Origin of the sequence: Kitasatospora sp. NPDC101235, assembly GCF_044767505.1 — a bacterium.
Taxonomy (GTDB): Bacteria; Actinomycetota; Actinomycetes; order Streptomycetales; family Streptomycetaceae; genus Kitasatospora.
In genome coordinates this window covers 18,960-45,956 of record NZ_JBIWNZ010000029.1, presented here as the reverse complement: position 1 = coordinate 45,956, position 26,997 = coordinate 18,960, and the positions used below count along the sequence as shown (strand labels likewise).

The window sequence follows — 26,997 nt, the reverse complement described above, 5'->3', positions numbered from 1 at the left end:
CCGATGGCCAGGAGTACGGTCCTGGCCGGGGGCGACTCCCGGAGTCTGCTCCCGGGCGCGGTTTCGTCCTGGGTGCGGACGAACTCCCCTGCCCCCGAATGGTCCTCTTGATCAAGGCCGGGAATCACCGGCGCCATTCATCGGAGGGGTCCTTTCGTGTACGAGCATGCACCGCACAGTCGCTTCCCGCTCTCCCGCCGGGGCAGCCGGCACCGGGCGGTGGCGGTCGTGACCGCCGTGGCCGCCGGGGTCATGACGGCCGGGGCGCTGGCACCGACCGCGGCGTTCGCGGGCGGTAGGCCGGACAGTGTCCAGTCGGGCCTGAACGCGCTGGTGAAGGACGACGGCCTGCCCGCCGCGCTGGCCTCCGTCAAGGGCCGCGACGGCCGCACCCACAGCTACACCGCCGGCGTCGGCGACCTCGCCACCGGAGCCAAGGTCCCGGTGGACGGGCAGGTTCGGATCGGCAGCAACACCAAGCCCTTCACCGCCGTCGTCGTCCTCCAGCTCGTCGCCGAAGGAAAGGTGGGCCTGGACTCCCCCGTCGAGACCTACCTGCCGGGTCTGCTGCGCGGCGACGGCATCGACGGACGCACCATCACCGTCCGTCAGCTGCTCCAGCACACCAGCGGCCTGCCCGAGTACGTGGACAAGGCCACGATCCTCGCCGGTGCGACGCGGTACTACGAACCGCGTGAACTGCTCGACGCGGCACTCGCCCAGAAGGCTCACTTCGTCCCGGGCACGCGCTGGGAGTACTGCAACACCAACTACCTGATGGCGGGCCTGATCATCCAGAAGGTCACCGGGCGGCCGCTCGGTGAGGAGATCAACCGGCGCATCGTCGACCGCATCGGCCTGCGCCACACCTACTTCCCCACCCCGGGGGACATGAGCATCCACGAGGCCCACCCGAAGGGTTACAACCAGGAAGCCGACGGCTCGTTCCGCGACTACACCGAACTGGACCCGTCCTGGGGTTGGGCGGCGGGCGCCGTCGTCTCCACCAGCAGCGATCTCAACTCGTTCTTCGCCGCGCTCCTCGGCGGCCGACTCCTGCCCGCGGCGCAGCTCGCCGAGATGCGCACCACCGTCCCCGCCGACGAGGTGGCTCCGGGCGTCCGCTACGGGCTGGGCCTGATGAGCCGGCCGCTGTCGTGCGGTGGCGTGTACTGGGGCCACGGCGGGACCATTCCGGGCTACGACACCGCCGGGGGCGCCACCGATGACGGCCGCGCCGTCAGCATCACGGTGACCATGATCCCGAGTGACGCGGTCAAGCAGCACGTGGCGGCCACGGTGGACTCCGCCCTGTGCCGCTGACCCTCCCCGATCCGACCTGAGCATCCGCACCGGTACGACCAGCGGGTTCTGCGCGCACCTGCGCGCAGAACCCGCGCTCCCCACCAATTCCGCCCTCCAGCAGAGGAGTTCCTCCGTGAACGAGCACGTACAGCACAACCGGGCCGACCGACGCCGCCGTGGCCGGCGCGGGTTGGCGGTGGCCGTGGCCTCCGTGGCCGCCGGGGTCATGACGGCCGGGGCGCTGGCACCGACCGCGGCGTTCGCGGGCGGCAGGCCGGACAGCGTCCAGTCGGGCCTGAACGCGCTGGTGAAGGACGACGGCCTGCCCGCCGCGCTGGCCTCCGTCAAGGGCCGCGACGGCCGCACCCACAGCTACACCGCCGGCGTCGGCGACCTCGCCACCGGGGCGAAGGTCCCCGTGGACGGGCAGATACGCGCCGGCAGCAACACCAAGGCCTTCACCGCCGTCGTCGTCCTCCAGCTCGTCGCCGAAGGAAAGATCGGCCTCGACGCGTCCGTCGAGACCTACCTCCCCGGCCTGCTGCGCGGCGGCGGCATCGACGGACGCGACATCACCGTCCGTCAGCTGCTCCAGCACACCAGCGGCCTGCCCGATTACATGGAAACCCCCGCACTCCCGGACTTCACCACGATCCAGTACCGCTACTTCGAGCCCCGCGACCTCCTCGACAGCGCCCTCGCCCAGAAGGCCCGCTTCCCCGCGGGTACCAGCTGGGAGTACAGCAACACCAACTACATCGTCGCCGGACTCCTCATCCAGAAGGTCACCGGACGGCCCGTCGGCGAGGAGATCACCAAGCGCGTCATCGATCGCATCGGCCTGCGCCACACCTACTTCCCCACCCCCGGGGACACCCGCATCCACGAGGCCCACCCTCACGGCTACTACCGCAGCTCGCCGGACGCGCCTCCGATCGACTACACCGAGATGGACTCCTCGGCGGCCTGGGCGGCGGGGGCGATCGTCTCCACCAACACTGACCTCAACTCGTTCTTCGCCGCGCTCCTCGGCGGCCGACTCCTGCCCGCGGCGCAGCTCGCCGAGATGCGCACCACCGTCCCCGCCGAGCTCCTGGGCCCGGGGGTCCGCTACGGGCTGGGCCTGCAGAGCAAGCCGCTCTCCTGTGGCGGCCTCTCCTGGGGCCACGGCGGGACCACCGCGGGCTACCGCTCCCGCAACGGGGTCACCGACGACGGTCGCGCCGCCGCCATCACGGTCACCACCATCCCGGGCGGGGTCGGCGCGCAGCACATGGCGGACGCCCTGGACGCGGCCCTCTGCCGCTGACTCACCCCTCGGCGTGTACAGCGTGCCGGACACCGGGCGGACGGTCTCACGGCTTCCGTGGACGGGGGCCGCGAGGCCGTCCGCGAAGTACCGCTGCCGGAATCGGCCCACCTCAGAGGTCGCTCGGACAGGCGCGGTGTCGGCACCCCAACAGCGGAACAGGCACAGGCCTTGGCAATCATGGAGTTGCGACGTTCCCGGGTCACCGGGGAGACCTGTGCTCCGCCCAGGCCCCGGCAGTCACGGAACGTCACAACAACTCCGTGATCGCCGGGGCCTCTTGCCTGCTTTTCTGCCGGGACACCCGTCCATGCCTATCTGCGCAACCTCTCGGCCGGGCTCGGCTCAACCTTGCCCGACCCGGCCCGCTTCAGCCCGCCGGGTTCGCGCACCGGGCCTCCACCAGGCCCGACTCGTAAGCCGCGATCACCGCCTGGGCGCGGTCGCGGACACTCAGCTTGGCGAAGATGCTGGTGATGTAGTTCTTGACCGTGGAGACGCTGATGCCCATCGCCGACGCGATCTCGGCATTGTCGAGGCCGGTGGCCAGCAGGTGCCACACCTCGATCTCACGGGGCGTCAGTTCACCCAGGCTGGACACCGGCACCGGCGATGGCGACTGCGGCAGGCGGGGCGTGGTGACGTAAGTGGAGATCAACCGGGTGAGCAGGCGCGGCGCCACCGCCGCCTCCCCGGTGTGCACGGTGCGCACGGCCGCCGAGAGCTCCTCCGGGGAGACGTCCTTGGGCAGGAACCCGGAGGCGCCGGCGCGCAGGGCAGCCACCACGTACTCGTCCATGTCGAAGGTGCTCAGCGCCAGGACCCGGCATGCGGGCAGCTCCCGCGCGATCCGCTCGGTCGCCTGGACCCCGTCGAGAACCGGCATCCGGATGTCCATCACCACGACGTGCGGCCGGTGCCGGTGCGCGAGGTCGACCGCTCGCTGCCCGTCGTCCGCCTCGGCCACCACCTCGAACGCCGGGTCCGGTGCCAGGATCAGGGCCAGGCCCCGCCGCACCAGCGGCTGGTCGTCCGCGATCAGCACCCTGATCCGCTCCTGGGTTCCCGTCATCCGAGCCGTTCCTCTCCGTCGGCCGGCGCCACCGGCAGGGTGGCCACCACCCGGAAGCCACCACCGTCGACGCCGCCGGCCACCATGCTGCCGCCCTGCAGCGCGACGCGTTCGCGCATGCCGATCAGACCGTACCCGGTGCGGCCCGCCCTCGGTCCGGCCGCACCGCCCGCCCCCGTCAGGGCTCCCACCAGGGTGTCGGCCGGTACGGCGGCGCCGTTGTCGGACACCTCGACGGTGACCCGGTCCGGGTGGTACGTCAGCTGGACCCGCGCCTGGGCCCGGCCGGCATGCTTGCGGGTGTTGGTGAGGGACTCCTGGACGATCCGGAACACCGCCAGGCTGGTGCTCGGCGGCAGCGGACGCTCCTCCCCCAGGACGGCGAACTCCGTGGGCAGACCGGCCCTGCGGGACTCCTCGACGAGCCCTCCGAGGTGCCCGACACCGGGCTGCGGCGCGGACGGCGCCCCGTCCGCCTCCTCCAGCGCGTCGCCGGCCCGGAGCACGTCGAGCAGTTGGCGCATCTCGCGCAGCGCCATCCGCCCGGAGCCCTCCAGCGTGACCAGGGCGTCGCGCACCACCTCGGTGTCACCCCCGAGGTTCGCTCTGGCACCGCCGGCCATCAGCTGCATGGTGGTGATGTGGTGGGCCACGATGTCGTGCAACTCCCGTGCGATGCGGCGCCGTTCCTGCGCCACCGCGCGGTCGGCGAGCAGCCTGCGCCTGACCTCCACCTCGTGCTGCCAACGTTTCAGCACCTCGGCCGCGACGATGACCAGCGCCGCAGCGAGCACGTTGGCCGCCACGTCCCCCGCCGGAGGGGGCAGCGGATACCCCTGGCCCAGCAGTGGCACGGCGGCCGCCACCAGGGCGGCCGGCGCCGCCACCGCGATGCCGCGGGAGCGGGCCACGGCGAACAGCGCGACGCACAGCGTGCAGTTGAAGTGGTGCGGCACCGGCCCGCTCAGGTTCAGTGCCAGGCCGAGGACCAGCACAACCGCCAGTGACGCCAGCGGGTAGCGGCGCCTGGTGAGCAGCGGCATGGCCGCCAGTACGAGCAGGACCAGCGCGGTCAGGGCGATCGGCTGGCTTCCGTCCGGACCGCCGACCGTGTAGCCGAGGAGGTCCAGGGCGGCCGCCCCGACGGCCAGCAGAGCGTCACTGGCCGTCCAGGGCAGGCCGTCGGCTCTCGGCGACGGCGGCAGGGGACGGTGGTGCGTCGACATGCTGGTGCTGGTCCTTTCTGTGGCCGGGCGGCGCTGGCCTTCGCCGGTTCACCGCGACCGTCGTCCGTGAGCCGTGTGCCGTTCCCGCAACGGCCTGCGGTCCCCGGGGGAAGCGTCCGCGGTCCATTCTGGCAGCGGCTCCCGGCCCCGGGCAGGCACCCCGGACCGATCCCTGACCAGGCCCCTGGTCCTGGTCAGGGCCGTGTACCGGGCCCAGGTCCTGACGGCGTTCTCCTCCCCCGCTCGGACGAGAACGCCCAGTACGCCGTGATGGTCTGGAGACGTGCCGGAACTCCCCGGCGACAGCACCGAAGCCGGAGGACATCGTGATCCGCGCCCTGACCGGATTCTCCACCAGGAATCCGTGGAAGGTGATCGCCGTATGGGCGGTCCTGGGAATGCTCCTGACCGTCCTGAGCCAGACCTTGATCTACCGGGTGACCCAAACGCAGACGGCCGACTTCCTGCCGAAGAGCTACGACTCGGCCGCCGCCATGCAGATCGCCCACGACCACTTCGGGACGAAGCCCGACTCCAACCCGGTGACCGTCCTGGTCGCGCGGACCGACGGCCGGGCGCTGACCCCCGCGGACCACGAGCAGATCGACGCCGGGGCGAAGCGGCTGAGCCGCCTGAAGGTCACCATGCCCAAGCCCAAGGACGCGGCGCCCCTCCAGCGGGACTACTCGCAGATCCCCCAGGTCAGTCCGGCCATGACGGCACCTGACGGAACCTTCGAGCTGCTCTCCGCCAACCTCACCGGCAACCCCGCCGACCCGGGCCTGGAGAACACCTTCCGGGCGTTCCGGGACAACGCCCGGGCGGAGTTCGCCGCCCAGGGCCTGCGAACCGGTTTCACCGGCGCACTCGCCGGCCAGGTCGACTCCGCCGACGACGGGAAGACCATCGGGATCATCGCCTCCGTCTGCTCCTTCGCCCTGATCGTGCTGCTCCACGTCCTCGTGTTCCGCAGCGTCCTGGCCGCCCTGCTGCCGCTGATCGCGGTGACCCTCATCAGCGGCGTGGCCGCCGGCGCGGTCGTGGGCACCGCGCTGCTCACCGGCATCAAGCTCGACCCCTCCGTACCCAGCCTCATCGGCGTGGTGCTCCTGGGCATCGGCATCGACTACTTCCTGTTCCTGATGTTCCGCTTCCGCGAGCAGCTGCGGGCCCGACCCGATCGCCACCACCGCTCCACCGCCGCCGAGGTCAGCCAGAAAGTCGGCACCGCGGTCACCTCGGCCGCGCTGACCATCGTCGCCGCCTTCGCCACTCTCGGGGTCGCCAGCTTCGGCCAGTTCCGGGTGCTCGGCCCGGCCGTCGCGGTCTCGGTCCTGGTCATGCTGCTGGCCAGCCTCACCCTGATGCCGGCCTTGCTCGCGGCCTGCGGACGCAAGCTCTTCTGGCCTTCCCGCGCCCTCAAGGCCGAACCCCGCGACGGCACCGCGGCCCGGTTCGCCGACCTGGTGACCCGTCGGCCGCTGACCATGGTCCTCGCCTCGCTCGCCCTCCTGGGCGCCCTGGCCGGCGGGCTGGCCGGGATCAAGATGGACTACGGCCTGGGCGGCGGCCCAGGCACCGCGTCCCAGACCACCGCCCTCGAAATCTCCCGCGCCCTGCCCGCCGGCGTGGCGGACCCGACCAGCGTCTACGTCGAAACCAAGAACGCCGGCCCGCTCTCCCCCGGCGCACTCGACGGCCTGGCCCAGCGCCTCACCGGGGTCGCCGGCGTCGGCCAGGTGGCCAAGCCGGTCCTGAGCGAGAGCCGGCAGGCCGCGCGGATCGACCTGTTCCTCACCGAGGACCCGCAGTCCCAGCAGGCCCGCGACCTGGTCTCCGGCCCGATCCGCGCGACCGTCGCCCAGAGCACACCCGCCGACCTGACCGCGCACGTCGGCGGCACCCCGGCCGTCTTCGCCGACGTCTCCACCGCCGTCGGCCGCGACCTTCGGCTGGTCTTCCCGGTCGCGGCGGTACTGATCGGGGTGATCCTCCTCCTGCTGCTGCGCAGCCTGCTCGCACCAGTGGTCCTGATGCTCTCCGTCGGCCTCGGCTTCGCGGCCACCCTCGGCGCGGCCGCCCTGCTGTTCCAGCACGCGATGGACAAGCCGGGCGTCAACTTCACGCTGCCCCTGGTCCTGTTCCTGTTCGTGGTCGCGCTCGGCACCGACTACAACATCCTGATCAGCGACCGGATCCGGGAAGAGATGGAACACCCCGGGCCGCCCCGGGCAGCAGTCGCGCGCGCCCTCCGGCACACCGCCCCGGCCATCGCGACGGCGGGCGTCGTCCTGGCCGGTTCCTTCGCCAGCCTCGCGGTGACCCCGCAACCCTCCACCCAGCAGATCGGCTTCGCCACCGGGCTCGGCATCCTGCTCTCCGCGTTCCTGCTGTCCATCGTGCTGGTGCCCGCCCTGGCCGCGGTCCTCGGCCGCAGCCTGTGGTGGCCCCTGCGCCCCGGACGCACGACCACCCGACCCACCCCTCAGCACCGCACGGCCATACCGCACTCACTGCAGTCGCCGCCCTGGTCCCAGTGGCCCGCGCCGCCGCACCAAGACACCCACCCCTACCCCCAGCCGTACGCGCCACAGGAGGAACAGGGCACAGACCCCTCCTGGGCCCGACGGAGCCATCACTCGTAGGACGCGGCCGGCTCGGACGACGACACGGGCGCAGCCGCCCCAGTGCCTCGGAGAACGTGCTGGTCAGTGCGGTGGCACCGGCCGGATCCGCCAGCAGGCGCGAACCAGCGTGGCTGGCGACCCGGTGCGCGTCAGCGCTGACGACGAGCTTGGGGCGGGTGCTGTCACGTTGACTGGTGGGTGGGATGATCTCCGGGTTGGTCGTGGCGCGGAGGGGCCTGTCGTGAGGAGCGTGCCGCCGTCGTACAAAGGCCACCGGTACCCGGCGGAGGTGATCTCGCACTGCGTGTGGCTGTACTTCCGCTTCCCGCTCAGCTTCCGCGAGGTCGAGGAGCTGATGCTCCAGCGCGGTGTCATCGTCTCCTACGAGACCGTGCGCCGCTGGTGCCTGAAGTTCGGCCAGGCGTACGCGGACGGGCTGCGCCGCCGGCGACCCGTGGCTGGGGACACGTGGCATCTCGACGAGGTCTTCGTCAAAATCAACGGTGAGCGGCGGTACCTGTGGCGGGCGGTCGAACGAAGTCTTGGATGGATCATGTTGCGCCGGCGCCTGGCCCGCGACTACGAGACCCTGCCGGCCAGCTCCGAAGCCGTGATCCACATCGCCTCGATCGACAACCTCACCAAGCGCATAACGGACGAGGCCACACCAACCTGGCGAGGAACTTACCAGGGCATAAAGGGCAATCCGCTTACGCCAAACGCCCTCTCAGTAGCCATTTGAATCTGCCGCACAGCACTGAAAACCAGCTGGGCGGCCGGCGCAGTTGGGGCCCGGCCCGGCAGGGGTGTACTGGCGGGTGCGCGGCGTCATCGCCACGCACCCGCCAGCGTCAGGGCGGCGGTCCTCAGATCCGGGTGGACCGCCGGACCAGGTCCGTCGTCAGGCCCGGTAGGCGGCCCAGGCGGTGGACATCCGGGCGACCTGGCCCGCGGTGAACTGCGTCATGCAGGAGTCGTAGGTGTAGTCCATGAAGTTGTGGATCGGGTCGACGCCGGCGGCGGTACAGGTGTCCCGGCCGGCCGGGCACTGGTAGGCGGCGCTCTTCTCGGCCGGGGTGTCGGAGACGTAGTCGCCCTGGCCGCTGCAGCCGCCCTGGAAGGTGTGGTACAAGCCGAGCCAGTGGCCGACCTCGTGGGTGGCGGTGTCGCCCTCGTTGTAGTTGGAGGCCGAGCCGCCGGGGAACGAGCCGTCGAGTATGACCACGCCGTCGTCGGTCGGGTTGGACCGGTAGCTGCTCGGGAACGTCGCCCAGCCGAGCAGCGACTGGCCGAGCTTGGCGCTGTAGATGTTGAGGGCGTTGGCGCCGCCCTTGCGCAGCGTGCTCTTCATCGACTTCTCGGCAGTGGAGCCCGGCGTGACGTCGGAGTACCAGGTCGCGTTGTCGGTGTAGTCGGTGGAGACCAGCTGGAACTGGAACTGGCTGGGGGTGTTGCCCGCGCCCTGGCCGCCGTAGGCCGCGTTGAGGACGTCGATCTGCTTGGCGATGTCGGTGGCCGACAGCTTGCCAGTGGTCCCGGAGTGGACGACGTGCATGTACACCGGGATGGTGGTGGTGGCCGCCAGCGCGCCGGGGGCGAGGGCCCCGCCCTGGGTGGAGTTCGCCAGCTGGGCGACACGGGCCTTGAGGTCCGCGTCCATCGCCTTGGCCTGCGCGTCGGTGACGGCGTTGGGCTCGTGACCACCGGGGTTGCCGGCGGGCTTGCGGGCCGCGGCGTCGTCGTGGCCCGCCTCCTCGACGCACTCGGTGGAGGCCGCGGTCTGCGGGGCCGCGGCGGTGGTGGCCGTGGAAGGGGCGGCGAACTGGGTGAGGCCGAGGGCTGCGACCAGCGCCGCGGCGCTGAGGAATCTGCCGGCGGCACGCGAGGGGACGCGAACGGAACGACGCATCTGCGCTCCTGAGGGAGTTGTGGGGGACGGCGGTCGAGGGGGACCGCCGGGCCAAGGCTACGCAGAGGCGCGTGTACGCGTCAGACTCGTTCCAGCCTGGAAGTTCTGACGATGAATCGGACATAATACGGAAGTTTTAGCGGCCAGACCCGGCCACACATGGAGCATTTCCCGTCGCGCACACGCGCACAGTACCGGCTTTGGGCTGTCCGAAAGTTGACGCCCCCGCCTGCCCGGCGAAGCGGCACAGCGGCCGACGGCACGGGACGAACTGACCAGCCGGATGAACCGGACGCCCCGACCGCCTCGCCGAGACCACGACGCCACGAAGACGATCTCCCGCAGGGCACGCGCACCGGCCCGGTCAAGTACCACCGCCGACGCACAGCCGGGCGGGCGATGACGGACCGGCCGCACGACCACCACGACGCGATCGTCGTCTCCCGGCGGCAGTGGGACGAGGCCAACCCGGGCTCGGAGATCAGGTAGCAATGGGACCTCAGTCCTCGACGTCCACCGTGACCTCGTAAGTCCGCTGCTCGGGCGGGCAGTTGAGGGCCTCGCCGCAGCTGGTACGGGTCGCGGTGAGGCGGGCGGTGCCGGGGGCGCGGGCGGTGAAGGCTGCGGTGACGGTGCCGCAGCCGCCGCCGGGGCGGCAGGACGGGGACGGCGCGGTGCTCGGGGCGCCGTCCGGGGCGAGGACCTCGGGGGCGGAGCTGGTGGCGGCGGACCAGTAGGTGCTGTGGAGGGCGAGCGTGACGGTCGTGCCGACGGCGGCCTTCAGCGTGGTGCGGTCGGCGTGCTCGTCCACCGTGACCGTCGCCGGGCCCGGGGTGGCCGGCGTGGCGGCGTGCGCCGACGGGCCCGTTTCGGCGGAGGCGCAGCCGGCCAGGGTGAGCAGGGCGGCGGCGAGTGCCAGGGCGGCGGGTCTTCTCGGGTTCACGGTGGTTCCTCTCGCCGTTGTTCCAGGGGTATCGGTTCGACGCACCGACGGCCGGTTCGGATCCCGCCGGACCGCGCCCGGACCGGCAACGGCACCGGGGCGGGCGCTGGGCCCACCCCGGTGCGTTCGGCGCGGCGGTGGTCAGGAGACGGTCACGTCGTCGTAGTAGGTGTAGGTCGGGTCACCCGGGTAGTTGTCGTCGTGGTTGCTCAGGGTGAGGGTGTAGGAGTGGCCCGGGGTGACGGTCGCCGTCTTGTTGGTCCAGGTACCGGTGGTGGTGCAGGTCTTGGCCAGGACCGTGGTGGTCGTGCCGGTGGTGTTGTCCTTCAGGGTGGCGGTGGCCCAGTCGTAGGTGACGGTGTCGTTGCAGGTGTTGCTGTACCAGAAGGACAGCTTGCTGGAGCCGGTCGGCGCGGTGAAGGTCTGGGCGATCGAGGAGTCCCCGGTCGGGCCGGTGGCGCCGACCATCGCGCCGTAGCTGCCGCTGTGGGCGGCGGAGGTGGTGGCGGAGGCCGTGCCGGCAGCGGTCCAGCCGGTCAGGCTGCCGCTCTCCAGTCCGCCGTTGGTGACGGCGTCGCCGCCGCCCCCGCTGGTGGACTCGGTCCAGGTGAAGCTGGTGTTGCCGGCGGCGCCGGTGCTGTCGGTGGCGGTGACCGTGACGCTGGAGGTGCCGGCGGCGGTCGGGGTGCCGGAGATCAGGCCGGTCGAGGAGTTGATCGACAGGCCGGCCGGCAGGCCGGTGGCCGAGTAGCTCAGCGTCTGGCCGGTGGCCGAGTCGGTGGCGTTGATCTGCAGGCTGGCCGCCGTGCCGACGGTGCCGCTCTGGTTGCCCGGGTTGGTGACGGTGACCGTGTTGCCGTGGGTCAGGATGGCGTGCGAGATCGCGCAGGAGTTGGTGTCGTTGGACCAGCTGGCCTGCTCGGCGTAGCTGCCGAAGGAGCCGAAGGAGATGTTGGCGGCGCCGCCGGTGCTGCCGGGCTGGATCCAGGCGCACTCGTCGGAGTTCTCCTGGCCGTTGTAGCTGCTGCCGGAGACGTGGTTGGTCCAGCCTCCGGCCGGGTTCTGGTCGGACATCATCTCGTGCCACTCGTGGCCGAGGGTCATCGTCCAGCCGTCCAGCGTACCGGGCGAGTTGACGAAGCCGACGCCGCAGTTGGAGCCCGCGTCGATGTTGTACGGCTGGTTGGAGAAGGCGATGTCGCCGTAGGGCGAGCTCGCCGCACCGCCGGTGAGGGTGGTGTCACCGTTCCAGTCGTGCCAGGCGCAGTACCCGGTGGTGGGGTTCTGGTAGTCGTCCGGGTTGGTGCCGTGCGGCGACAGGACGATGTAGTACGCGTCCCGGTTGGCGGCGGCGGTGGTGTTGCCGAAGTGGCCGGCGGCCTTGACGGCCTCCTGGGCGAGCTGGTTGCCGCTGGCCTGGCTCGGCGAGGCGGCCGCGTTGTCGTACCAGACGCCGGACAGGACGCCGCCGCTCTGGTACGGGATGAAGTTGGCGTTGGACGGGCAGCTCACGGCACCGGTGGCGACGTTGGGGCCGTCGCACCACTGGGTCAGGTCGGCCGACCAGGTCTCGCCGTTGGTGCCGATGCCCTTGAACATCTGCTGGGTGGCACCGGCGGCGCCGGCCGAGTCGTTGGAGAACTTCGCATTGCCGTTGGCGTCGGTGGTCTGGGTGCCCCACTGGTTGCCGTAGAACACCAGGTAGACCTTGGAGTGCCCGCTCTGCACGCCGATGCCGTCGACGCCGCCGCCGTACGACAGCGTCTGCTGGCCCGTCGCCGCGGCCTGGTTGTGGGCGGCGAGCCACTTCTTGTAGTTCTCGTGCTGGGACATGCCGGGGACCGCGCCGTGCCGGTAGGGGTGGCCGTTCTGCGGGCTCCAGGGGTTGAACTCGTTGGTGGTGCTGCCCTGCGAGCTGGAGACGTCCTGCGCGGAGGCCGGGCCGGCCGCGCCGGCCAAGCCGGCGGCGGCGAGCGCGAGCGACGCTATTCCGGTGAGCGCCGCGTACCTCGCGCGTCCGGTCCTGGGGGAGTGACCCATGGGTGAGGGTGCCTCTCTTCTGCCGATCGTCCACGGCCCGGGGCCGGGAACGATCCCTTTGTGGGGAAGGGCCGGCGGCGGATTCCGTCGGGGGAGGGTTCCGGTCGAATTCATGCGCACGCTCGGAATTGACTGCCCGTCGGTTCTTCGCCGCCTGCGCAAGAAGGAAAGCAGAGCTGATGAACACCGGTCAACGGCGTAGGGTAAGGAACGATTAAGAAACGCGTCCAAGCAGGTCAAGTGGCGTTGATGAAAAGGGATCAACGCGTGTAGTCATTCACTGAATAGAGCGGGAAACGGGGTTCCGGAATCCGCACGGCCGCCGTACGGCGAGTTCACCTTGACGGCAATTCACCGCCGCACGAGGGCCTCTCGTCCACGGGTCGTCAGGGAGGGGGCGGCGCCGTGGCTCCGCCCGCCGCCACCCCGGCCCGCTAACGCTCGTACGCCACCTCCGGGAAGCGCGCCGAGGGCCCGTCCAGCAGGTGGTCGTCCTGGCCGCGCAGCCGGCAGTCGAAGAAGGACGCGACGTAGGAGGGGGTGGCGAGTTCGGCGCGGCCGGGGCGGATGTCACCGACGTCCCTGCGCAGCTGCTCGGTGCTGAGCACGCCCTGCCGGGCGAGCTGCGGCAGCAGCGGCTGGGCGTCGGTGTACGAGCCGTGGCGGGAGCCGGTGAGGGTGACGTCGGCGTGCCAGCCGGTGCGGTGCTGCCACAGGGCGTTCCAGCCGGGCTGGTTGCGGTAGTGAGCAACCCTAGGTACCACGTCTGCAAGCCGGTCGCACTGCACTCCTACGGCCTGGTCAACAACACCAACTCGACCTTGCAGGTGCACACCTCCGCTGGGGCGTGCGTGGGCGACTCGATCGATGTTTCTCCCGGCGAGAAGACCAACTCCACTTTCACGAGCTTCATGGCCCTGGGCTGACCCGACAGCTCCTGGCCGGAGGTCAGGAAATCTCTACAGCGGCCGGATCGGGTCTCGTCTGAGCTGTAGCCATTGTCGGTGCCGCTGGTCGGGCCGAATCCATTCGTGGCCCGGCCCGACGCAACGTCCCCGAGGTGAACGGACCCGGTGGTACTGGCTGGAGCGGCGGTTCGGTCACGCGTCGGCGGGCGCGGTCGGATTGTCGTCGGTGTCGGACAGTGGCTTGGCGCCGGATGAGCCAGGCCCGGAGGACGTTCTTGCGGACCTTGCCGAGCTCGTTGCGGGGGAAGCGCGGCACCATCTCGACGCGGGTGGGCCAGTACCAGTCGGTCATGCCGCGTCCGGCCAGCCAGGTGTGCAGTTCGGCCAGGTCGGGGACGTGCTCGCCGGCGGGGACGACGACCGCGCATGGAAGGTCGCCGTGTTCGGCGGGGTAGCCGACCAGGGCGACATCGGCGATCGCCGGGTGCTCGCGCAGCTCCGCCTCCACGTCCAGGACGGGGATCATCAGCTGGGTGGTACCGGAGATCCGGTCGGAGGCCCGGCCCGCGTAGCGCAGGCCGCCCTCCCCGTCCGGGCGCATCAGGTCTCCGGTGGCGTACCAGCCGCCGGTGTCGGCCGCGCGCCACAGGAGCCGGCCGGTATCTCGGTCGAAGGTGCCCAGACAGGTGGACGGGCTGCGCAGGTCGACCGGCGAGGCCTGGTCCGCTCCGGTGGCGGGCGCCATCCGCAGTTCGATACCGCGCATCGGTATCCAGCTCGTTCGTCCTCGCCCACTCGGCTCTCGTCGGGCTCCGGGCGCTCCAGCTGGACTCCTCCGCAGAGGCGGAAGCAGCGTGGCTTTGTCGCCGAGGCCCATCACCGATTCTTGGTCAGCGCCGAGAACGGTCCACAGCCGACAGAAACGGTGTTGCCGAGTTCCGGAAGCACCTCGGTACTTGCGCTGGGCCACCTCGCGCGACACAGGATTCGTTTCAGGTGGTGGGCCACGTGCCGAGCGCACGGGCCAACCGGTCGCTCTGCTCCCGGGTGATGCCCTGAGCTATGCGTGTTCCGAACCAAGGACTTCCGGGCTCGTCGCAGCACAGGATGCCGGTGAAGGATTCCTTGCTGCTGCCGGAGAACGGCGACGCGGACGGCAGCGACCATCCGGCCGGCTCCCAGTACGGATGACCCAGGAGCAAGGCCTCAGCAGCCCGGTGGGTTTCCGTCTCCGGCGCTCCCGCCCACATCTGGGCGCCGCGGACGACATCGGCCGCGTCGGCGGGGAGATCGCTGTCGCCCAGCGCGGGCAGGAGGAGCAGGCGGGCGTTCGGGTCGTGGACTCCTGCGACAGTGGCCCCGCAGCCCGCCGGAACAGTGCCGCAGACGGTCTCCAGGGGGCTGCGGCGGCAGTGCGACACCCTCCCGGTCGGGCGCTCCCGACTGCCCTTCAGGAGCCCGTCCACGGCCTCGCTAAACTGGCTCTGAACTGGTGTCTTTTCGGAAATCTCCTAGGCTGGGGGATCTCTGTCGGACACCTTCGGAGGGGCATCATGAGCGAGGAGTCCAAGGCGTACGACGCCAGCACGATCGTGGTTCTGGAAGGCCTGGAGGCCGTTCGGAAGCGGCCGGGGATGTACATCCGATCGGTCGGTGAACGCGGCCTTCACCACCTGGTGTTCGAGGTCGCCGCGCGGGCGCTGGACGAGATTCTCGGCGGCACTGCCAGCCGTGTCGAGATCACCCTCACCGCCGACGGCGACATCCGCATCGTCGACGACGGCACGGGCCTTCCGGTCGAGCACGCCCGCCACAGTGACGGCCGTCCGCTGGAGGCCCGGTTGGCCGTGCTCTGCTGCGGGACACAGCCTGCCGACCGGCGCTCGCTGTTCGGCGGCTACTTCGGCGTGGGACTGGCCGTCGTCAACGCCCTGTCAGGCCATCTGACGGCCGAGGTACGACGCGACGGCGCCCGCTGGGTGCTGGAGTACGAGCGAGGCGTGGCTGTCGCGCCGCCCGCCCACGCGGGACCGGCAGGCGGCAGCGGGACCGCGATCACCTTCCGGCCCGGTGCCGAGATCTTCGAGACGCTGGAGTTCTCGTTCGACGCGCTGGCCGAGCGTTTCAGGGAACTTGCCTTCCTGAACCGGGACTTGGACATCACCCTGGCCGATGACCGCGACCCCGCGGTGCCCCGGGCCGTCCGCTTCCACTTCCCGGGCGGACCGAGGGACCACATCGCAGAGCAGAGCGCCCCCCTCCACCCGGACGTGATCGGCTTCGAGCGCGAGTACTCCGAAATGGACGGAACCGTCGAGGTGACCCTCCGCTGGTACGACTCCCGCGAGGAGCGGGTCGCAAGCTACGCCAACAGCCAGCCGACCACCGGCGGCGGCACACACGAGTCGGCTTTCGCGACGGCCCGGCGGCCGCGGTCAACGCCTACGCCCGGGAGCACCAGCTGCTCACCCCGTCCGACCCCGACTTCACTCCCACCCAGCTCGGCACGGGCCTGACGGCGGTCGTGTCGGTGAAACTCGATCACCCCAAGTTCGAGGGGGCCATCCGCGACCGACTGGGCAACGACCCCGTCCGCGCCTGCGTCGCCGATGCCGTCCGAGAGCACCTGACCGCCTGGCTCCGCGCCGACCCGGCACAGGCGACGGCCGTCCTCGCCCGGATCTCGACGACCACCCACCACTGACACCCGATGCGCGCCAGGGCGGACACCAGCGCGGACACCAGCCCCCACCGGGTCGGGGCGGGCAGCACCAGCGAGCCAGTGATCCCTCACCTCATCTCCAGGTCGCCCGGGTGAACGGTGTAACCGCCGCCGACGACCGGTGCGAAGGGCGCCGGTGCCATACAGGTGCCCACCACCGGCGGCACGGGCTTCCCGTTGGCGTCCACATCAAGGTTGACAACACCCCAGGAGAAGCCGAGGCGGTCCTTGCCGTGGCCGTGTCCCTGGGAGATGCTCAGGCCGACCCGCTGGCCGACCGGCATCGCATCCGACGTGGTGATGACGGCGGTCAACGTGGCGACGTGGTCCCCGGTCACCAGACAGTCGACCGCGGCGTCGGCGGTACCCACCGCCCCCGTCCCGGCGACGCGGTGGGTGAAGTGGACGGTGCCGCGCGCATCGGTCGGCAGGCCGTCCTTGATCCGGGTACCCGGGAAGCCCCGGGTGTACGGGGCCGCCTGAGCGTCGATGGTGAACCGGATCTCGTCGTCAGGCTGGAAGGCGTAGAAGATCCGCGCCGACCCGGTGACGCTCGCCAGCCGAACGGGATGGCCCTCGGCGGGCGCAGCGGAGCCGGCGGCGGAGGCCGGGGTGACGGTAGCGATCGTCGCGAACGCAAGGCCGACGGCGGCGAGGGCGGCGGCGGTGCGGGGCTTGATGCCGTGAACCATCGGGGGGCTCCCTTCGTTGACGGCGGCCCTGGTGACCGCCGTCCGGTGCCCATCAGCCTCGCCGTCACCGGGATATCCGCACCATGTGCCGATCGGCACGTAGATCCGCCCGAGGACCCGTGGGGTTGTGCCGATCGGCACAACCCGCGCAGCGGACTCCCAGCCCGGGGTCATGCCCGCGAGCTCCAGGACGCCGGGGTGCAGGAGCCGGCCAGACGCCCCCGGCACCAACAGGTCACACCGGACGCCTCGACGCCGGGCAGAGCCTCTCGTGGAGGAGACGGACCTCCCACCACGGGTCGTCGAGCCTGCCGCGCCGAGCCCGGGATCGGCCGTTGTTCGTCTCGTCAGCCACGCCCACCCAACGCGCCACCGGCACACCGATCGCCCGGCTGGAACCACGGCACCGCCAACGCGCCCGCGCCGAGGACCGCATCCGCGCCACCCGCGACACCGGCCTGCGCAACCTGCCCCTGCACGACGCGGCCCAGAACCGGATCTGGCGGGATATCGTCCAGATCGCCCTCGACCTGCTGGCCCGGATACCGATGCTCGCCCTGACCGGCGACGCCCGGCGCTGGGAGCCCAAACGGACTGACGGTACCCGGGACGAGAACCGGCCGTCCCTGACGGACTGGCCGAAAGACGTCCAACCGGCCTTCCGTCCCCGCTCCCCCCGTGTTCCGATGGCCCCATGGACGACAACACGAACACGAACATTACGCGTCGCAAGGGTCACGACGGAACCGGCCCGGGCGCGATCACCCCGGACGGCTGCGCGGTCGAGCTGTATTCCCGCCTCCCCGTCGGCGACGCCCCGGACGTGATCGAGGCCGCCGCGCCGCCCGGCGCGTCCATCCTCGAACTGGGCTGCGGTGTGGGCCGGATGACGCACCCGCTGACCGACCGCGGCTTCACCGTCACAGCCGTGGACGAGTCCCCCGAGATGCTGGCCCGGGTGCACACGGACATTCGCAAGGTGCGGAGCCCGATTGAGAACCTGGACCTCGGCGAGCGCTTCGACGTCGTCATGCTCGCCTCCTTCCTGGTGCACGCGGGCGATGTGACCGTCCGCCAGGCCCTGTTGGAGACCTGCCGCCGCCACGTCACCGAGGGCGGCTGCGTACTGATGCAGCGCGAGGGCGAGGACTGGTACCGGAACGTGCCGCGGGAGAGCCGGATCCCCGGTACGGACGGGGTGTTCCGGCTCACCTCCTCCACCGCGGTGGGCGACGGGGTGAACTCCGTCCACGCGGAGTACGAGTTCCCGGACGGCACCTGGACGCAGACCTTCCTGTCCCGCCCGCTCAGCACGGAGGCCTTCGAGCAGGCCCTGGCGGACGCCGGCCTGCGGGTGGAGTCGTACCTGACGGAGGACCGCGTCTGGGTGCGGGCCCGGCCGATCGGCTGACCGCCAGCGAACCGACCCCGTGGAGCCTGCGCGCAGCTCTACTCGGCCGGGGAAGTCGACCGGGCGCTCAGCACCGCGGCGGTCACCAGCCGCTTCGCGGACAAGGACCTGCTGTCCATCCTCGACTAGTGACCTGCGCCAGAGATTCGTTGGCAGAAGCGGGCGAGGGAGTCCAGGATCTCTTCGGCGGTCTTGGTCCAGGTGAACGGCTTGGGGTTCTCGTTCCAGTCCTTGACCCACGCGCGGATGTCGGCTTCGAGGGCCTGCACGTTCTTGTGGGCGCCGCGTCGGATCATCTGGTCGCTCAGGAAGCCGAACCACCGCTCGACCTGGTTGATCCACGAGGAGCTGGTCGGAGTGAAATGCACGGTGAAGCGCGGATGCCGCTCCAGCCAGGCCCGGATCGCGGGGGTCTTGTGGGTGGCGTAGATGCCCCTATGGTTCGTCAAGCGGCAGATGACATGTCGGCGGTCACTGAAGGGCCTATGTGCCGGTAGAGCTCTCGGGCGACGTAGCGTTTGAGACAGCGAATGATCTCGCGCCTGGACATGCCCTCGGCAATGCGTCGCTGCAGGTATGCCTGTGTGCGTTCGTCCCAGCGTATGCGGGACTGGACGATGCGGTAGAGGGCGGCATTGGCCTGCCGGTGGCCGCCGCGGTTCAGCCGCCTTCGCTGGGTCTTGCCGGACGACTGCTCGACCGGGCTCACGCCGCACAAAGCCGCGAACGATGCCTCGTCCGTGAGCCTTTCGGGGTTGTCGCCTGCGGCGATGAGAAGGGCCGCAGCACTGTCGGGCCCGACGCCCGCCAGCTCCAGCAGCTGCGGCCGATTGGCTCGGACAGCCTTGGTGGTGCGCTTGGTCAGCTCCTTGACCTCCTGGGAGAGGTTCCGGACCCGGCGGGCGAGCGAGCGCATCGTGAAGACCGCCTCGTCTCGATCGTCGTCTAGTGCCGCGCAGGTGGCGATCAGGGCCGGGTTGGTCAGGCCGGTGAGTAGTTCGCGCAGATCGGGGTCGACGACCAGGAGGACGGCCTTGAGCTGGTTCATTGCCTGCGTGCGTGCCTTGACGGCCGATTCCATGGCCAGCCGCAGCACCCGCATGTCCGCCGCAGGACCGTCCGAAGTCTTCGGCGTGGTGGTAGCGCGTCCCGACAGAACGGCCCCTGCGGCCGCGTCCGCGTCAACGGCGTCGGTCTTACCGCGCTTGCGCCGCGTGGCGCGGTCGGGCTGGTTGACCTCGACCACGTCAATGCCCTCCCGGCGCAGGGCCCGGGTCGGCGCGACTCCGTAGGAGCCGGTGCACTCAACGCCAGCACGTCGGACGACACCGAACGACTCTGCCCAACCAATCAGTTGGCGATAACCAGCGGCCGTGGTTGGGAACTCCTGGTGCGCGAGAGAGGCCCCCAGGTAGGTGATCACAGCGGCGACGTGGATGTCCTTGTGGGTGTCGACCCCCAGGATCACATCCTCGGCCAGAGCTGGGACGTGCTGTGCGGGCAGGGCGGGACAGGGCAAGCTGGTGATGGTCACAAGGCTCCTCGGACTGGGGCTGGTGGCCGACGCCGGTCCGGGGGCGGTCAGAACTGTGATGGTGCCTTGTGCGGCAAAGCCCCTATCGGGACACGCTCACCGGGCCGGCGGCAGCAGGCGCCGCAGGGGACCGGAAGCCGACAGATCTACTCCAAGGCACCTGCGGCCAGTTGTCGCACGGGTCAGGCTCCGGTCCCCTGCGGCACACCATGATGCTCACAGTTGTCGCAGATCAGGTGGATGTCGAGCCCGTCGGGAACCTCGCGGTCGATCTCGACGAGGAACTTCTTGAACTCCTGGGCCCGGTGGCGGCGGTGCAGTGAACTGATGACCTTGCCGCTGCTGACATCGAAGGCGGCGAACAGGGTGGTCAGTCCGTTGCGCACGTAGTCGTGGCTACGACGCTCGGGCATGCCAGGCACTATCGGCAGCACCGGCCGGGACCGATCCAGGGCCTGGGCGAGTCGGCGGCGGGAGTCGGTAGTCTTGTCGGGAAGACCCAGCGCGGCCCCTGCTGACCTGCATGCTTCCGGGGTTAAGGGGGCGTCAGCTGTGTTGGCGCCCCGCCGCTGTGCCGAGGCAGTTGGAAGGCGTTCTTTGCGGCGGCTGGCAGCGTTAGTTTGCGGCTGACGACAGTGCGGTGGTTACGGAATGTGACGATTGGGCTGGCCTGGAGCGACGCGAAGTTGGGGCCCCGGCGACCGTCCTGCCGGTGCTCATGCGGAAAAGCCGTTGCCCTGGATCCGGTCAGGGCTGATAGACAGGGGCGTGGACGACGAAATCATGCCCCCGGTCGAGCGAATGCTCGCGGAACGCGCCTGCGAGCGCATCATCGTGGACTTCATCCACCGCCTTGACCTCGGTGAACCGAGCTCGGTGGCCGAGCTGTTCACGCCTGACGGTGTCTGGGACTGGCCCTTCGGGGACCGGCGCATCGAGGGGCGCGAGGCCCTGCGCGCCTACTTCGCCTCCCGCCCGGCCGACAGGCTGTCTCGGCGCCTGATGACGAACATCTTGGTCACGGTGGAGTCCGAGGCGACAGCGCGGGCCGTCTCGTATCTGACGACATACCGGGTCGATGGCTACTCAGGTGGGATGATCGAGCCCCGGCTCCCGGCGAATGTCGGCCACTATGAGGACGTCTTCCGCAAGATCGACGGTGCTTGGTTCCTCGCCAGCCGCACTGTCTTCCTCCCCTTCGGCGGCGGAACCGAACGGCTTCCCGTCGCGGATGCATCCAACGCCTGATGACCTCGCTTTGGGGCCCGGCGACCGAAGGTCGCCGGGTCCTGATGATCGGTGAGGGGCAGCCGCGAGACTCGGGGGCGAAGAGGGCCAGTGGAGTGCCTTCGACGACGATCGCGGTGAAGCCGTTCTCGGTGCCGGACGTGTGGTCTTCGGCCTCCTCCCAGCAGACACCTTGCCCGCAGTGATCGGGGTTCGTGTGCCGTCCGGGCCGGCGACCCAGCCGTCGCCGGGAGGGTATCCGGCAGACCCGACAGCACAATAACGGCTCTCCTGCCGTATGTGTGGGTGCGCTGATCTACGGCTGGACGTGAAACACGCCGTCCTCTGTGACCCTTGAGGTGTCGAAGCCCAAATTGGATCAAGCAGAGAGACGGCGTGCCTGCCTTCAGCATATGGAAGCGCACCCTGATGGTCGAAAACACCGTGGTAGAGACGGTGCGCTGGGACAAATCAGAACAATGTGTAGTCGCGTCGGTGCGGCCTGACGCGCGGCGGCGTGGGCGGTGCGGACTGTGCCGACGCCCGGCCCCTTGGTACGACCGGGGACGCGGCCGGCGGAGCTCGGCCGGTACCCGGACTGCGTCGCGCGGGACTTCATCTCCTGCAGGTTCGGCGAGGGGGCGGATACGGGCGGCGTCGAACTGGTTCCCTGTCAAGTAAGCGTGTTGGACTTGCTTGACGTCTCAGATCGAGCGATTTGCGAGAAGTCATGATGTTGGTGGCATGTCAGCGGACGCGGCAGACGGATCTGATCAATATTTCGGGATCGCCCAGCGTGACTGATCATCAGATCGATCTTTGAACAGTAGTGCTATGTGATCAGACGTTGAAGCTGCTGCTCCCACACCTGTCCGGCCTGGCGGTCGAGGAGGTCCGCGTCGCGGAGGCCGGGCTGCGGATCACCGCTCGCACGGCTTCCAAACAGGCATATTGTCCGGAGTGCGATGCCGGCTCGGCCCGGGTGCATGACCGCTACCGGCGGCGGATCGCCGACCTGGCCGTTGGCGGTCGGGCCGTGGCCATCGCCCTGTCGGTGCGTCGGTTCCGCTGCGAGACGCGCGGCTGTCCGCACCGGACGTTCGCGTCCCTCTCCACCGCGCCCCTGTCCGCCTCCTCCCGGGCGGAGGTCTGGCACGAAGCGGTGTCCCACACCTTCATGCCGATGACGGTGCGCTTCCTCGAAGAGGTGCCGTCCCCCGGAACGATCGTCAGCCGCCAGCTGGGCCCGGTGCGGATATCAAGGATCCAGGCGGGACCGCAGGTGGTCACGCGCGGCACGCGCATGATCGCGGCGGGTGGGCCTCCGTCGCTCTTCCTGAGCCTCCAGGAGCGCGGCACCTCGCTCAAGGAACAGGACGGGCGGGAGTCGCTCATCCGACCGGGCGAGTTCTCCTTCACCGATTCGTCCCGCGTCTTCCGGAAGAAGATCGACGAGGACTTCGCCTTCACGTCCTTCCACTTTCCCCGCGCGGAGCTGGACGTATCGGAGAAGGCTCTGCGGGGGCTGACCGCGACGGCGTTCAGCCGCGCCGAGGGCAGCGCCGCGCTCCTGGCAACCTATCTGACGCAGATGGCGCGCGAGGCGGAGCGGTTGGACGCGAGCGTCGGACGCCGGGCCGCGGCGACGGCGCTCGAACTGCTGGCGCTGCTCGTCGACGACCGGAGCGGGCAGCCACGGCCGCAGGAATCGCAGAGCTCGGCCTCGCTGGAGCGGGTCAAGGACTACACCGCGATCCCGACCTCTCGCCGTCCAGGATCGCCGAAGCGAACTACATGTCGCTCCGCTTCCTCCACAAGCTGTCCCAGCAGGAGGGCGTCACCCTCGGCACCTGGATCCGCACCCAGCGGCTGGAGCGCTGCAGCCGGGACCTCCTGCGGCCGATGGCCGAGGAGTTCGGGGTGGCAGAGATCGCCCGGCGCTGGGGCTTCGCCAACTCCAGCCACTTCAGCCGCATCTTCCGCGAGGCGTACGGCGTGTCCCCGCGGGACTGGCAGGTCGGCGGCAGGCCGACGGACTGACGCGCTTGCCGCCTCCCCGCATCCGGCAGCGGTCAGCCGGACTGAAAGAACGCGAGCGTCTTCCGGCCGACGTCCGGCGACGCCAGGACGTCCTGGATCTGCGCGGACTGCCGGGCGGCAGCGCCGGTGCGGTCGACCAACTCGCGTTCGTACTCCCGCACGGCGGCGGGGAAGTCGCCCGGATGCGCAGCCAGGGCGAGGCCGAGCAGGGCGCCGTCGATCAGCGCCATGTCGGCGCCTGCCCCACCGGCGGCATCAAGTGCGCCGCATCGCCGAGCAGCGTGACGTCCGGCGCCGGCGGCCAGGTCAGGCCGACCAGCAGCGTGGTGATCGGCCGCGGCACAATCGTGTCCTTGCAGGCCTCGATCAGTGCGAGGACTCGCGGGTCCCAGCCGGCGAAGAGGTCGATCAGCCTCACCCCGACGGCGGCCGGGTCGTCGAAGGGGATTCCGCTCGCGGCGAACCAGTCCTCGTCGGTGCGGTAGAAGCTGAGGTAGACGCGGACCCGGCTGTCGCCGTTCCACTGCGCCGCCAGGGACTGTCCGTCGCCGAGCACCCAGTAGTTGCCGCGCCCGACCATAGCGGTGGCGACACCTGGGACGACCCAACTGGGGCCGGACGACAGCCACTACGAGTACACCGACTTCGAGGAGGCCGGCAACCGCATCCTCCAGACCCACCCGGACATGCTGGTCACCATGAGGGCATCAACTGGTACGACAGCCCCTTGGCCGTCTTCAGCCACGGCCGTCCGATGCTCACCCCGGTCCGGACGCTCTCCAACACCCTGATCGACTCCGGGAAGCTGGTCTGCTCCGCGCACTTCGGGGTGAAGCGCCGACCGTCGTTCGGCCGGCAGTAGCCGGACAGGTCCACCACGTCGGTGGCCCCGAAGCTGTTGCGCAGGCTGAACCCTCGCTCAGCGTCAGCCCCTGGCGGGACCGCTGCCCCGGGCGGCGGTCCCGCCGTTCAGTCAGCAGGTGAGCACCGGTGCCGCCCAGTCGGCGTGGTCGGCCGCGTTGCCGTCACCGCCGTCGGTGACCACCAGGCGCAGCGTGGTGGCTCCGGTGAGGTCGATGCTCAGGTGCCTACCCGGATCGGTGCCGGTGAGCAGGCCGCTGTCAGCGGCCAAGGTGTCGTCCTTCCAGATCCGGAACGTCACCGAGCCGGCGCCGCCGGTCTCGTCGTCGACACCGACGTCGGTCGTCAGGTTCTTGCAGGTGCCGCCGAGGTGGAAGCTGATGTCGCTCGGGGCGTTGGTGCCCAGGCCCTTCGGGTACTGGACGCCGCGGATGCTGATGGCCTCGCCGTCACCGGCTGCGGCCTCGCCGTTGCTCGTGTCCCGCTCGACGGGGCCCCAGCCGTTGGTGGCGGAGGCGAACTGCAGGTCGCTGAGGTGGTTCTGGCCGGCGGGCGGTAGCACCGGGGCCCCCGGGGTGACCTTGAGCATCACCGTGCCGTGGCTCGGGACGGAGACCTTGATCGTGCCGGTGGTACTGGTACTGGTCTGCTTGGACCACAGGTCCTTGAGCGCGTACGACGATGCGCCGCCGATGCCGAGGGCCTGCGCGGTGGTGCTGATGGTGGCCGTGCCGGAGCGCTCGTTGGTGAGGGTGACGGCGCGGCTGCCGTCGGCCAGCGGCTTGGTCATCACCACCAGGTCGCTGCTGTTGGAGACGACCGTGCCCTGCTTGCCCAACGGGTCCTGGTCGACCGCGATGACGTCCGGGTTGGTGAGGAGGTCGAGCGTGCTCTGGGTGGCGGTGCGCAGGTCGCTGCCGATGATCAACGGGGCGGCCATCTCGGCCCAGAGGCTGATGTGGGTGCGGTACTCGGTGTCGGTCATGCCGCCGTTGCCGACCTCCAGCATGTCCGGGTCGTTCCACGCGCCGGGCTCGGCGTAGCCGGCCAGGGCCTGGTTGGCGTGCGCGTTGGCGAGCATCGACTTCCAGTTGTCGGCGATGTCGCCCGTGGTTCGCCAGGAGTTGCCGATGCCCGGTGCCCAGGTCCAGGGCGTGTTCTCGCCCCACTCGCAGATCGAGTAGAGGATCGGGCGGCCGGTGGCCTTGAGCGCGTCACCCATCGCCTTGTAGCGGGTCTGCGCGTCGATGCCCTGGTTGGTGCAGTTGTCGTACTTGAGGTAGTCGATGCCCCAGGAGGCCCACAGGTCGGCGTCCTGCTGCTCGTGGCCGAGGCTCCCGGAGTCGCCGGTCAGGGCACAGGTGGCGGTGCCGGCGCTGGAGTAGATGCCGAACTTCAGCCCCTTGGTGTGGATGTAGTCGGCCAGCGCCTTGATGCCGCCGGGGAAGCGGACCGGGTCGGGGACGAGGTTGCCGGTGGCGTCGCGGTTGGGCAGGGACCAGCAGTCGTCCAGGTTGATGTACTGGTAGCCGGCCGCCTTGAGGCCCTTGCTGACGAAGAGGTCGGCGATCCCCTTGATCATCGCTTCGTTGAACTGCGGTCCGCAGCCGGTGGAGTTCCAGTTGTTGAAACCCATCTGCGGGGTTCGGGCGAGCCCGTTCTCGACGGCCATCGCCGGTGCGGCGGTGGCGAGTTGGAGCCCGGTGGCGAGGGCGCCGCCGCCCGTGAGCAGGGCGAGCACGGTGAGTGCGGCGGCGAGGCGCCGGGGCGGTGCACCTGAGCACAAACGCACAAGTTCCTCCACAAGTCGACAGAATCGAACAGGACCGTGCGCACCAGAGTCTCAGTCCTCTCCCCGCACCTGCGTCAAGACCCCGGCGGCCACTTCAGAGCGTACGTGTGATTCTGTTCGCAATTGTTGACCTGCGCTCAGTTCACCCTCATATTGGCGGTGTTCACGCAATGTCCCCTTCCCTCACCCCCGGTTCGTGGACGGACCGGGGACCCCCAAGGAGCCGCCACATCCCCCTTGGCGCCCGTGGCGGCCTCCGCCGAGGAGGCCGCCACGCACCCCGTCCCCACCCACTCACCGGAGATCCTCTTGCGTCTCTCCCCCACCCGCCCGCTGTCCGCCGCCGCTTTCGGCCTCGCCACCGCGCTCGCCCTCACCGCCTGCTCCACCGGGCAGGAGTCCACCTCCGGCAAGGCCCAGGTCGCCCCGGTGAACGGGAAGATCTCGATCACCTACCTGCAGAAGCAGGGCGACCAGGAGTACTTCGTGGGCGAGGCGGCGGGCGCCAAGGCCAAGGCCGCCGAACTCGGCGTCGACCTCAAGGTGGTCAACCTCGGCAACGACGCCAACAAGACCGTCAGCGAGGTCCAGTCCGCCCTCGCCCAGAAGAGCAACGGCCTGATCATCGTCGTCCCGGACCCCGCCGTCGGCCCCCAGGTCGTCCAGCTGGCCAAGGACGCCAAGACTGCCCTGCTCACCTCGGACGACCAGGTCTGCGCCACCGGGCCCGACCCCGCGTCCTGCGCCAAGTCCGACCTGGTGCCGCGAATCGGCTTCTCCGGCGCCCAGATGGGCGGCGAGGTCGGCAAGCGGGCCGCCGAGGAGTTCACGAAGGCCGGCTGGAACCCGGCCGACACCCGGACCGTCTCCGCCTGGAAGCAGGACGTCACCGTCTGCGGCGACCGGGTCAAAGCCGCGAAGGACGCCTTCGCCTCGGCGGTGCCCGGCGTGCAGAACATCGACGTGGCCACCGACAACACCCCGACCGGCGCGCAGGACAAGGTCGCGGCGACCGTCACCGCCAACCCTGGCGTCAGGCACTGGGTGGTCTGGGGCTGCAACGACGAGAACGTCCAGGGCGGCGTCACCGCCCTGCAGAACGCCGGCGTCTCCCCCGGCGACATCGACGGCGTGGGCCTCGGCGCCTACCTGGCCTGCAAGGACTGGGGCAGCGGCAAGCCCACCGGCATGAAGGCCGCCCTGTTCATCAACGGCAAGGACGTCGGCGCGCTCGCCGTCCAGACCATCTACGACCGCCTCAAGAACGGCAAGGACATGCCAGCCGAGGCCTTCGCCCCCACCAGGATGGTCGACGCCGCCAGCTGGCAGTCCGCCGGCGTGACCTGCAGCTGACCGAGCGCACCCAATCCGTCAGTGAG

At 70.3% G+C, this 26,997-nt stretch carries 22 protein-coding genes and 6 pseudogenes; 12 read left to right on the top strand and 16 right to left on the bottom strand.

Annotation, left to right across the window (positions count from 1 at the left end; translation table 11 throughout):
- Positions 1 to 156 precede the first annotated feature (156 nt).
- A complete protein-coding gene (locus ACIRRH_RS34740) occupies positions 157 to 1,323 on the top strand; it encodes a serine hydrolase domain-containing protein (RefSeq protein ID WP_403075439.1) in 1,167 nt (388 codons plus the stop codon).
- A 115-nt stretch (positions 1,324 to 1,438) separates the two neighbouring features.
- The gene (locus ACIRRH_RS34735; protein ID WP_403075436.1) at positions 1,439 to 2,614 is read left to right on the top strand and encodes a serine hydrolase domain-containing protein; all 1,176 of its coding nucleotides are present in this window, start codon (positions 1,439 to 1,441) and stop codon (positions 2,612 to 2,614) included.
- 370 nt (positions 2,615 to 2,984) lie between these two features.
- Here ACIRRH_RS34735 and ACIRRH_RS34730 read toward each other — a convergent pair whose 3' ends face one another.
- Positions 2,985 to 3,686 (bottom strand): response regulator, encoded by a 702-nt coding sequence (locus tag ACIRRH_RS34730; RefSeq protein ID WP_403075435.1) that lies wholly within the window; start codon positions 3,684 to 3,686, stop codon positions 2,985 to 2,987.
- Entirely contained in the window at positions 3,683 to 4,912 is a 1,230-nt protein-coding gene (locus tag ACIRRH_RS34725) for a sensor histidine kinase (protein WP_403075432.1), read from the bottom strand. Before ACIRRH_RS34725 ends, ACIRRH_RS34730 begins: the two co-directional genes overlap by 4 nt.
- Positions 4,913 to 5,238: 326 nt before the next feature.
- Between ACIRRH_RS34725 and ACIRRH_RS34720 the strand changes: the two genes are divergently transcribed.
- Positions 5,239 to 7,557 carry an MMPL family transporter gene (locus tag ACIRRH_RS34720; protein ID WP_403075430.1) on the top strand — a complete coding sequence of 773 codons (2,319 nt, stop codon included), beginning with the start codon at positions 5,239 to 5,241 and terminating at the stop codon, positions 7,555 to 7,557.
- A 442-nt stretch (positions 7,558 to 7,999) separates the two neighbouring features.
- Positions 8,000 to 8,281 (top strand): annotated as a pseudogene (locus ACIRRH_RS34715) (DDE-type integrase/transposase/recombinase); the annotation flags it as partial.
- Between the two features lie 159 nt (positions 8,282 to 8,440).
- Here ACIRRH_RS34715 and ACIRRH_RS34710 read toward each other — a convergent pair.
- The 4 genes from ACIRRH_RS34710 to ACIRRH_RS34695 form a co-directional block, all read right to left on the bottom strand.
- Positions 8,441 to 9,448, bottom strand: a complete 1,008-nt coding sequence (locus ACIRRH_RS34710; RefSeq protein ID WP_403075428.1) for a zinc metalloprotease — start codon at positions 9,446 to 9,448, stop codon at positions 8,441 to 8,443.
- Positions 9,449 to 9,947: 499 nt separating this feature from the next.
- Positions 9,948 to 10,391, bottom strand: coding sequence for a hypothetical protein (locus ACIRRH_RS34705; RefSeq protein ID WP_403075425.1), 444 nt, complete (start codon positions 10,389 to 10,391; stop codon positions 9,948 to 9,950).
- Between the two features lie 141 nt (positions 10,392 to 10,532).
- Complete coding sequence (locus tag ACIRRH_RS34700; protein ID WP_403075423.1) at positions 10,533 to 12,431, bottom strand: putative Ig domain-containing protein; 1,899 nt, start codon at positions 12,429 to 12,431, stop codon at positions 10,533 to 10,535.
- 434 nt (positions 12,432 to 12,865) lie between these two features.
- Positions 12,866 to 13,195: a hypothetical protein gene (locus tag ACIRRH_RS34695; RefSeq protein ID WP_403075420.1), complete on the bottom strand. Its 330-nt coding sequence runs from the start codon at positions 13,193 to 13,195 to the stop codon at positions 12,866 to 12,868.
- On the opposite strand from ACIRRH_RS34695, the gene ACIRRH_RS34690 reads away from it, so the two are divergent.
- Positions 13,175 to 13,357, top strand: coding sequence for a hypothetical protein (locus tag ACIRRH_RS34690; RefSeq protein WP_403075417.1), 183 nt, complete (start codon positions 13,175 to 13,177; stop codon positions 13,355 to 13,357). The genes ACIRRH_RS34695 and ACIRRH_RS34690 overlap by 21 nt on opposite strands.
- A gap of 22 nt (positions 13,358 to 13,379) precedes the next feature.
- Here ACIRRH_RS34690 and ACIRRH_RS34685 read toward each other — a convergent pair whose 3' ends face one another.
- Positions 13,380 to 14,105, bottom strand: coding sequence for a hypothetical protein (locus tag ACIRRH_RS34685; protein ID WP_403075414.1), 726 nt, complete (start codon positions 14,103 to 14,105; stop codon positions 13,380 to 13,382).
- A gap of 226 nt (positions 14,106 to 14,331) precedes the next feature.
- Entirely contained in the window at positions 14,332 to 14,805 is a 474-nt protein-coding gene (locus tag ACIRRH_RS34680) for a hypothetical protein (RefSeq protein WP_403075412.1), read from the bottom strand.
- 87 nt (positions 14,806 to 14,892) lie between these two features.
- Here ACIRRH_RS34680 and ACIRRH_RS34675 point away from each other — a divergent pair.
- Positions 14,893 to 16,043: pseudogene (locus tag ACIRRH_RS34675) on the top strand (ATP-binding protein).
- Between the two features lie 86 nt (positions 16,044 to 16,129).
- On the opposite strand, the gene ACIRRH_RS34670 reads toward ACIRRH_RS34675, so the two are convergent.
- Entirely contained in the window at positions 16,130 to 16,753 is a 624-nt protein-coding gene (locus tag ACIRRH_RS34670) for a hypothetical protein (RefSeq protein WP_403075410.1), read from the bottom strand.
- 350 nt (positions 16,754 to 17,103) lie between these two features.
- Between ACIRRH_RS34670 and ACIRRH_RS34665 the strand changes: the two are divergent.
- Both ACIRRH_RS34665 and ACIRRH_RS34660 read left to right on the top strand, forming a co-directional pair.
- Positions 17,104 to 17,346, top strand: a pseudogene (locus ACIRRH_RS34665) (IS1380 family transposase); the annotation flags it as partial.
- 101 nt (positions 17,347 to 17,447) lie between these two features.
- Positions 17,448 to 18,164 carry a class I SAM-dependent methyltransferase gene (locus ACIRRH_RS34660; RefSeq protein WP_403075408.1) on the top strand — a complete coding sequence of 239 codons (717 nt, stop codon included), beginning with the start codon at positions 17,448 to 17,450 and terminating at the stop codon, positions 18,162 to 18,164.
- A 125-nt stretch (positions 18,165 to 18,289) separates the two neighbouring features.
- On the opposite strand, the pseudogene ACIRRH_RS34655 reads toward ACIRRH_RS34660, so the two are convergent.
- The 3 genes and pseudogenes from ACIRRH_RS34655 to ACIRRH_RS34645 all read right to left on the bottom strand — a co-directional run.
- Positions 18,290 to 18,592 (bottom strand): annotated as a pseudogene (locus ACIRRH_RS34655) (transposase); the annotation flags it as partial.
- A 17-nt stretch (positions 18,593 to 18,609) separates the two neighbouring features.
- Positions 18,610 to 19,698, bottom strand: a complete 1,089-nt coding sequence (locus ACIRRH_RS34650; RefSeq protein WP_403075405.1) for an IS110 family transposase — start codon at positions 19,696 to 19,698, stop codon at positions 18,610 to 18,612.
- Positions 19,699 to 19,898: 200 nt separating this feature from the next.
- Positions 19,899 to 20,156, bottom strand: a pseudogene (locus tag ACIRRH_RS34645) (IS630 family transposase); the annotation flags it as partial.
- A 310-nt stretch (positions 20,157 to 20,466) separates the two neighbouring features.
- Here ACIRRH_RS34645 and ACIRRH_RS34640 point away from each other — a divergent pair.
- From ACIRRH_RS34640 to ACIRRH_RS34630, 3 genes and pseudogenes are all read left to right on the top strand, one after another.
- A complete protein-coding gene (locus tag ACIRRH_RS34640; protein ID WP_403075403.1) occupies positions 20,467 to 20,946 on the top strand; it encodes a nuclear transport factor 2 family protein in 480 nt (159 codons plus the stop codon).
- Positions 20,947 to 21,754: 808 nt separating this feature from the next.
- Positions 21,755 to 22,534, top strand: a pseudogene (locus ACIRRH_RS34635) (transposase family protein); the annotation flags it as partial.
- A 185-nt stretch (positions 22,535 to 22,719) separates the two neighbouring features.
- Entirely contained in the window at positions 22,720 to 22,965 is a 246-nt protein-coding gene (locus ACIRRH_RS34630; RefSeq protein ID WP_403075401.1) for a helix-turn-helix transcriptional regulator, read from the top strand.
- A gap of 32 nt (positions 22,966 to 22,997) precedes the next feature.
- On the opposite strand, the gene ACIRRH_RS34625 is transcribed toward ACIRRH_RS34630, so the two are convergent.
- From ACIRRH_RS34625 to ACIRRH_RS34610, 4 genes are all read right to left on the bottom strand, one after another.
- Positions 22,998 to 23,195, bottom strand: coding sequence for a hypothetical protein (locus tag ACIRRH_RS34625; protein ID WP_403075399.1), 198 nt, complete (start codon positions 23,193 to 23,195; stop codon positions 22,998 to 23,000).
- Positions 23,186 to 23,545, bottom strand: coding sequence for a hypothetical protein (locus tag ACIRRH_RS34620; RefSeq protein WP_403075397.1), 360 nt, complete (start codon positions 23,543 to 23,545; stop codon positions 23,186 to 23,188). Before ACIRRH_RS34620 ends, ACIRRH_RS34625 begins: the two co-directional genes overlap by 10 nt.
- A gap of 113 nt (positions 23,546 to 23,658) precedes the next feature.
- A complete protein-coding gene (locus tag ACIRRH_RS34615) occupies positions 23,659 to 23,844 on the bottom strand; it encodes a hypothetical protein (RefSeq protein ID WP_403075394.1) in 186 nt (61 codons plus the stop codon).
- Between the two features lie 94 nt (positions 23,845 to 23,938).
- The gene (locus ACIRRH_RS34610) at positions 23,939 to 25,498 is read right to left on the bottom strand and encodes an NPCBM/NEW2 domain-containing protein (RefSeq protein WP_403075576.1); all 1,560 of its coding nucleotides are present in this window, start codon (positions 25,496 to 25,498) and stop codon (positions 23,939 to 23,941) included.
- Positions 25,499 to 25,864: 366 nt separating this feature from the next.
- On the opposite strand from ACIRRH_RS34610, the gene ACIRRH_RS34605 reads away from it, so the two are divergent.
- Positions 25,865 to 26,971: a substrate-binding domain-containing protein gene (locus tag ACIRRH_RS34605; RefSeq protein ID WP_403075574.1), complete on the top strand. Its 1,107-nt coding sequence runs from the start codon at positions 25,865 to 25,867 to the stop codon at positions 26,969 to 26,971.
- The last annotated feature ends 26 nt before the right edge of the window (positions 26,972 to 26,997 follow it).

What these genes read in the sequence shown, in the direction of transcription:
- ACIRRH_RS34730 (WP_403075435.1), bottom strand. Translation starts at nt 3,686, where the DNA reads ATGACGGGAACCCAGGAGCGGATCAGGGTGCTGATCGCGGACGACCAG.
- ACIRRH_RS34660 (WP_403075408.1), top strand. Translation starts at nt 17,448, where the DNA reads ATGGACGACAACACGAACACGAACATTACGCGTCGCAAGGGTCACGAC.
- ACIRRH_RS34610 (WP_403075576.1), bottom strand. Translation starts at nt 25,498, where the DNA reads ATGGCCGTCGAGAACGGGCTCGCCCGAACCCCGCAGATGGGTTTCAAC.
- ACIRRH_RS34710 (WP_403075428.1), bottom strand. Translation starts at nt 9,448, where the DNA reads ATGCGTCGTTCCGTTCGCGTCCCCTCGCGTGCCGCCGGCAGATTCCTC.
- ACIRRH_RS34685 (WP_403075414.1), bottom strand. Translation starts at nt 14,105, where the DNA reads ATGCGCGGTATCGAACTGCGGATGGCGCCCGCCACCGGAGCGGACCAG.
- ACIRRH_RS34700 (WP_403075423.1), bottom strand. Translation starts at nt 12,431, where the DNA reads ATGGGTCACTCCCCCAGGACCGGACGCGCGAGGTACGCGGCGCTCACC.
- ACIRRH_RS34625 (WP_403075399.1), bottom strand. Translation starts at nt 23,195, where the DNA reads ATGGCGCTGATCGACGGCGCCCTGCTCGGCCTCGCCCTGGCTGCGCAT.
- ACIRRH_RS34725 (WP_403075432.1), bottom strand. Translation starts at nt 4,912, where the DNA reads ATGTCGACGCACCACCGTCCCCTGCCGCCGTCGCCGAGAGCCGACGGC.
- ACIRRH_RS34670 (WP_403075410.1), bottom strand. Translation starts at nt 16,753, where the DNA reads ATGGTTCACGGCATCAAGCCCCGCACCGCCGCCGCCCTCGCCGCCGTC.
- ACIRRH_RS34630 (WP_403075401.1), top strand. Translation starts at nt 22,720, where the DNA reads ATGTCGCTCCGCTTCCTCCACAAGCTGTCCCAGCAGGAGGGCGTCACC.
- ACIRRH_RS34620 (WP_403075397.1), bottom strand. Translation starts at nt 23,545, where the DNA reads ATGGTCGGGCGCGGCAACTACTGGGTGCTCGGCGACGGACAGTCCCTG.